This window comes from Hyphomicrobium sp., assembly GCF_035572195.1.
Classification (GTDB): domain Bacteria; phylum Pseudomonadota; class Alphaproteobacteria; order Rhizobiales; family Hyphomicrobiaceae; genus Hyphomicrobium_B.
This window is the reverse complement of the sequence record NZ_DATNBA010000100.1, coordinates 21,525-28,444: the sequence shown is the minus strand read 5'-3', so window position 1 is coordinate 28,444 and position 6,920 is coordinate 21,525. Positions and strand designations below refer to the sequence as shown.

The 6,920-nt window shown below is 60.6% G+C and carries 4 protein-coding genes; 2 read left to right on the top strand and 2 right to left on the bottom strand.

What is annotated here, in order from left to right:
* On the top strand, positions 1-1,738 hold a 1,738-nt coding region (locus tag VN623_RS08555), incomplete at its 5' end, for a hypothetical protein (protein WP_325570084.1).
* A gap of 19 nt (positions 1,739-1,757) precedes the next feature.
* Here the strand turns inward: VN623_RS08555 and VN623_RS08550 are convergent.
* Positions 1,758-2,276: a polymer-forming cytoskeletal protein gene (locus VN623_RS08550; RefSeq protein WP_325570082.1), complete on the bottom strand. Its 519-nt coding sequence runs from the start codon at positions 2,274-2,276 to the stop codon at positions 1,758-1,760.
* A gap of 233 nt (positions 2,277-2,509) precedes the next feature.
* A complete protein-coding gene (locus VN623_RS08545; protein ID WP_325570080.1) occupies positions 2,510-2,977 on the bottom strand; it encodes a peroxiredoxin in 468 nt (155 codons plus the stop codon).
* Between the two features lie 277 nt (positions 2,978-3,254).
* Between VN623_RS08545 and VN623_RS08540 the strand changes: the two genes are divergently transcribed.
* Positions 3,255-6,896, top strand: coding sequence for an AsmA-like C-terminal region-containing protein (locus tag VN623_RS08540; RefSeq protein ID WP_325570078.1), 3,642 nt, complete (start codon positions 3,255-3,257; stop codon positions 6,894-6,896).
* Positions 6,897-6,920 lie beyond the last annotated feature (24 nt).

The following is a 6,920-nucleotide window of genomic DNA, read 5'->3' as shown; positions in this document are numbered from 1 at the left end:
GGCGGCCGCGGCGGGCGACGCGTTCGAGATCGTTCGGGACAAAGCCAAGCGGGCGCTCGATCAGCTGCGGACGCCGACGCGCATGGTCAAGAAGGACGGTCCGCTGTTCAAGGCGCTAGCGGCCGCCGACGAGGCGCGGGTGAAGCGCGATGAGGCACGCTCAGCGGCGGCGACGGCCGAGCAACGTCTGACGCGTATTGCGGCGATGTCACAACGCTTGGCGGAACTCGAAAGCGGTGCGGCGGGAAATACGCTGGCGTCGCGCGTCGAGTGGCTCGAAGCGCGTCGCGTCGAAGCCGTCGAGGCGAGAGGCCGCCTGAACCTCCTGCGTGAAACGATGAAAGCCCGCGAGGCGGAGTTGAACGCCGCGCGCGAAGCCTCAGCGTCACGCCAGAAGCGTCTGGAGGCGGCTGACACCCGGCGCAAGGCGCTTTCAGTCGCGCAAAATCTCAGCGTTCGCATCGAAGCGCTGGCGTCGGAACTCAATTCCGATGCAGCAACACCGGCGGTCGTCGAAAAATTGGCGGCCGTCGATCGCGCGCGGGCGATTGCCGAAGCCGAACTCGCCGGACAATCGGCCTACGTCGACGTGCGGCTGGAGCCGGGCGGCAAAGACAAGCTGAGGATCGGAGACGCGCCGCTTGGAGAAAGCCGCCGCTTTTCCGTCGTCGAGCCGCTCGAGATTCGTATCAACGGAATTGCCGCGATCACCGTTTCGACGGCGCAGGCCGGGCAGGGGGCGAAGCTCAAAGCCAGAAGCGCGTCGGCCGCCAGCGAAATCGATGAAACGTTGCGCCGCCTTGGCGTTGCGACGTTGGCGCAAGCGCGCGAGCGGGCGCTGGCGCGTGCCGCAAAGGTCAAGGATTTGGATGAAGCGCGGGCGCGATTTTCCGAAATCGCGCCGGCAGGTCTGCAGAGCCTTGCAGCCGAGGTGGCAAGCCTCGACGAGGCGTTGAAAACCGCCGATCAGCAAAAAATGTCGGACGACGACGTGACGCGATTGAAGTCTGAGGCTCTGGAGGCACGCGCTAATTTCGATGCGCTCAATACCCGCGTCGTTTCGGACGAGAACTTCAGGGCGCTGGAATCCGAACTTGCCGAAGCGCGCCGAGGCCGTGTGCGTCTCGACGATGACATCAAAAGGCTGACAATCGACCTGGCGCGCGAGCAGGGCGAGCAAACGGGCATAGATGAATCAGGGCGCGCCGCCGAAGTTGCAGCTTGTGAAGGTGAGTTCGAGCGCGCCGAAAAAGAAGTCAGGCGGCTACAACATGAGGCGGACGCACTTCAATTATTGGAGACGACTCTTGCCGGTATCGAGGCGGGCGCCAAGTCAGCCTATTTCGAACCGATCTCGCGGCGACTGCGGCCACGCCTCGAACGGCTTTTCGGCACTTCGGAACTCTTTTTCAAGGATGAGTTTTCACTCGATGCGTTAGAGCGCGGCGGCGTGCGCGAGGATCTGGCCGAGCTTTCGGATGGCACGCGCGAGCAGTTGAGCATTCTCGTGCGCGTGGCATTCGCGGAAGTTCTCGCTGAAAACGGCAACCCGGCTCCGCTGATTCTAGACGATCCGCTCGCCTATTCCGACGATGGACGCCTAGCTGCGATTTGCGGCGAGCTTGCCGCCGCGAAAAGCGTCTCGCAAATCATACTGCTGACATGCCGGGAAAAAGCGTTTGCGGTTCTTCCCGGCCGCCGACTAACAGTTACAAACTGGCGGCCGGAAAAAACGTAAGCCCGTACGGGCTCTGCCCTCAATTCGGTAATTCGGGAAGCCGTGGCGGCAATACAAAGCCGATTGGCTCCGACTTCGCCAGCAACGTCCGCGGATCGTCGTTGGTGCGACGCGATTTTCCTTCGAACATGGCGCCCTGCTCGATCGACAGCGACTGATGGAAGATATCGCCTTCGACCTGGCTCGTGGTCTGCAGCATGACGCGCCGGCTATGCACCGAGCCGACGACATGGCCGCGAACGACGACCTCCTCGGCGGAAATGCTGCCGGTGACGGTTGCGCTTTCACCAACCACGACGTTGCTGCCCTGAATGTCCCCGTCGATAATTCCGTCGACCTGGACCTCGCCCTTGCAGATGAGATTACCCGCGATCGTAAGATCGGTGCCGATGACGGAGACCGACCGTGGCGTCTCGCCCCGGGGGACCGTCAGGTACGGCCGCGGCTGAAACGAAGGTGTTGTGCTGGTTTCGGCGATGGAGGCCGTCGTTTGAGACCTGGACGGATCGGTTTCTGACCGACGAAAGTTCGGCAACATATGAATTTTCCCTCTGACACAACTGAAGCAACGACCCGCACTCAGGCAATTCTAAACGCACAACGTGATCAAGCTGCGACGAGCGCGCCTGATTCGCGTAGCACTTTGGCTGCCGCAGTCCAAACTACGGTCAAAGCCTTTCCACCGCAAATCACCAGTTTCGACGTCGTACACACATTGTTGACGACAGAGTGTGGCGGAAGATCAACGATTGAACGAAAAGTAGGCGTCCGTCAGCGGGATAGCGCGCGTGCCGCGGCGAGAACCTCCTCGGCGTGACCGGGTACCCTCACTTTTCGCCAGCTATTGATGAGTTTACCAGACTTGTCGATCAGGAACGTCGAGCGTTCGACGCCCATGTACTTTTTACCGTACATCGATTTTTCAGTCCAAACCCCATAGGCCTCGGCGGCCACTTTTTGTTCGTCCGCGAGGAGCCTGAGTGAAAGATCGTGCTTGGTCTTGAACTTCTGATGGCTAACGGCGCTATCGGGCGAAATTCCGATGATTGCAACTCCGGCGTTGGCGAATTCTTCGGCGAGGCAGGAAAAATCCTTGGCCTCCTGAGTGCACCCGGATGTGTCGTCCTTTGGATAGAAATAAACGACGACTGGACGCCCCTTCAGCTTTGAAAGCTGGACGGTCGCTCCCGTCTCATCGGGTAATTTGAAGTCGGGTGCTTTTTCGCCGTCCTTGAGCATCTCAAAAGTGCCTTTCTTTTGTCGTTTTTGGACTCGTACCTGCCATCTCGTGGCGGTGCAGGCCAGAAGGTTTAGACCTTCGTTGGACATAATTTTAGGGCCATCCGGTTCGACACGGTGGTGGGCCGCAGGGATACGCGGCTCGCGGGGGTCTTGAGGAGCGGCGTTGACGACATTGCAAACCGGCGGGCGGCCCTCCGGGGGGCGCCGGGCCGACCAAAGTGCGCGGCAAAACACTCAGCCTCGTCCGCCGGGTATGCCACCGCGCGCTAATCCTATGTCCGCCGGTCTGCAACAGCCCAAGGAAACGACCTCTTCACGCGGCTTGCGTCACGTCTTCGCCGGCTGCCGAGTCATATTCTATGTGGTCGTGCCGCTGTCGCTGCTCGCCATGATCGCGGTGGGCATTCTGTACGTCCGGCTGCGGCATGGGCCGATTGCATTCGACTTTATCGTCGCCCCCATCGAACGCGGTATCAATCACGAGTTGACCTCCAGTTCCTTGAAGATCGATGGAGCGGAGCTGAGGCTGGGTCCGAACGGCGAACTCGAATTCCGCCTTCGCGATGTCAGCGTGCTCGAAATCGGCGGCGACGTGGTGCTCTCATCGCCTCTGGCGGCCGTCAACATTTCAATGGCGGCGCTGCTGCGTGGCCGTGTCGTCCCGGCGCGAATAGAGCTGATCGATCCCGTCATCACGCTTGCCTACTCGGAAGAGACGGGATTCGTGTTCGAACGGGCGACGCCGCGTCCCTCGGAGCCGCAATCGGGAAGCAGCCCCACGCCAGCTCCAGTCACCACGCCGCCGCAGGCAACGAATGTCACGCGGGGCTCGCTGGAAACGGCGCACAAGGTCAATCTCACTAAGATGCTGAGCGATTCCTCCCGCCGCGCGCGACGCCGGTTGGACGCCACGTCATACCTGTCGGAATTCGGCCTCTCGAACGCAACCGTGATCGTCGATTACGAAGGCCAGCGGAGTTCCTGGCGCATCGATGAGGCGAGCGTCGATTTCAACCACGCGAAACGGCGAAGCGTGATCTCCGGCCGCGCGACGGTCGCTTCGCAGCACGGGCCGTGGGCGTTCTCGTTTCTGACGGATGAGAGCGAGAAATCCGGTAAGCTTGAAGTCAAAGCTACAATTCGCGATCTCGTCCCCTCGACGCTCGCATCTGCGGCGCCGCCGCTGGCGCTGCTCGGAATGTTCGAGTTTCCCGTCGCGGGTGATGCAACCGTCGAGCTTTCGTCGGCTGGCGAGGTTGAACGAAGCGTGCTGGCGCTGGATGTCGGTCAGGGTCGCGTCACGCTTCCCTATCTGACCCAGCCGATGAATGTGACGGCCGGACTTTTCAAGCTGACATTCGATGGCAAGGCGCGGCGCTGGGCGCTGCAGCCGAGCCCCGTCAAATGGGCCGACGGTGCGATGCTGTTTTCGGGCGAAATGAAGGATGTGGCGCAGGGCAACGATTTATCGCAATGGCGTTTTGCGCTCGATGGCAAGAACGGTGTGTTCGAAGCCCCGGAATTCGACGTACCGCCCGTCGCCATCGATAGTTGGCGTGCGCAAGGCACGATCGTGCCGCGTCGCGGCACCGTCGATATCGCCGAATTTCATATTGCCGGCGGCGGTGGCCAGGCGACGGCCAAGGCTTCGCTGAAGGCTGGGCCGCAAGGTCAGACGATGGCTGCCGAATTCACCGTCTCGCCGATGCCGCTCAATGCATTGAAGGCTCTTTGGCCGCGGGCGCTGGGCAAAGGCGCACGCGAATGGATCGGCAAGAACGTCTCGGCGGTCGATTTCAAGGGTGGAACGCTTCACTTCACGAGCAACAAGGCGCTCCTCGGCGGCGGTGATGGCGCTGTTCCCGCTACCGAGCGCGTTTCGGCTACCTTCGAGGCAAACAATGCCGTGTTCCAGCCGTTGCCAGGAATGCAGACGATCGAAACGCCACGTGCTCTGATACAACTTGAAAACAACGCGCTCGAGATCAACTTGCCCGAAGCTGCCGTCGTTCTTTCGGGTGACCGACGCGTGCCGATCAAGAATGGCCGGCTCTATACGGCTGATGTGCTGCTGCCGCGCCCGGACGCGGAGATTTCGCTCACTACGCACAGCGAACTTGGCCCCTTCCTAGAGGCGGTCGGGAAGCTTCCCGTACGTGCCGTGCGTGAAGCCTCGCCGTTGCCAAAAGCCGGCGAGGGCAAGGTCGACGCCCAGCTAATGATCAAGCTACCGCTGATCCCCAACGTCACAGGTGATGATTTTGCCATTACGGGAAAGGCCAAGATTACCGATGGCCGTTTCGGCAAGGTCGCCGGGCGGTTTGACGTTCAGGGCTTCACCCTCGATCTCAATTTGAGCGATACCGCGCTTGATGCCAAAGGTGACCTGCTCGTCAACGGCGTCGCGGCCAAGATTGTCGGCCAGCGACTTTTGGGAGCCGACGTCGGGCAACAACCGCCGGTGAAGATCGTCGCGAAGCTCGATGAAGCCGATCGCACGCAGCTTGGGCTCGACATCAACGATATCGTGCATGGCGTTGTTCCGATTGAGTTATCGATGCAGCGTGGCGACCGGCCGGAGCCAGCGATCAAACTGCACGCTGATTTGACGAACGCCGAAATCCTGCTCGATCAACTCAATTGGCACAAAGCGCCCGGCCGCGCAGCGACCGTCGATGCCGATATCGTCAGTGCGCAAAACGGCGACACCGAATTGCAGAACTTCAAGGTGATCAGCGACGACATCGCTGCCGAAGGCAGTATCGGCGTCGGCGCCGACAACAAGATCAAGGAATTTGAATTTCCAAATTTCACGCTCAATGTCGTGTCGAGCCTCGATATGCAGGGCGTGCGGGGCAAGGACAACATCTGGTCGATCAAGATCAAAGGATCGAACTATGATGGCCGCAGTTTTTTCCGTTCGTTATTCAACGTCGGCAACGGCCCAGGGAAAAGTAAAACTGCAGGAGCGTCACAAGGCGCCCGCGTCACGGCAGAAATCGACAACGTGATCGGCGGCTCCGATGTTTCGCTGCGCAATCTCAAAATGCAACTTGAAACGCGCGGCGGAAATCTCACGAGCCTCGATGTCAAAGGCAAGCTCGATGGCGGCGCGCTGCTGCTGGCCAAGGTCGATCAAAGCTCGGGCGAACGCCGGCTACTAGTCGATTCAAGCGATGCGGGGCAGGTGCTGAAGCTCGTCGGTTTCTATCCCAACATGCAGGGCGGACGGTTGCGTCTCGAAGTTGATCTCAATGGCACGGGGCCTGCAGAAAAAACGGGAACGCTGTGGGTTGAGAACTTCAAGGTGCTCGGTGACCCGATCGTAAGTGAGGTCGTCAGCAGCGCCGACCAGGGCCGGCCGGCAATCGGCGGAGGCCGGAATGTGACGCGCGAAATCTTCGAGTTCGACAAGATGCGCGCCCCATTTTCGGTCGGGTATGGGCAGTTCGTGCTGGAGGAGTCGTATGTCAAAGGCCCGCTGCTTGGCGCGAACTTGCGCGGCAAGGTCGACTTCAAGACGAAGCGTATCAACATCGGCGGCACCTACATCCCTCTGCAAGGGCTGAACGGCGCGCTTGGCGGTATTCCGGTGCTTGGCCAAATCATCTCAGGCGCGCAAGGCGAAGGCATTTTCGGCATAACGTTCGCGGTGCAGGGTGCGACGTCGAATCCGCAAGTCATCGTCAATCCGTTGTCGCTCGTTGCGCCGGGAATCTTCCGCGAGATGTTCCAGATGACGGCCGCCAATCCCAGGGTTCAGGTCCGCGATAACCGGGCGCCTCAGATGCCCGACGAGGATCGTGTGCGTTCGTCGTCATCGGCGACGGACGCCGGCCAAGGTGCAAAGGTGAAGTCGAAGAGGCCGGCAAGTGCCGAAGCCGTCGACGGCTGGTCGTCGACAACGACGCCGTAGGTAGAACGCGTAGTCGAAGCGAAT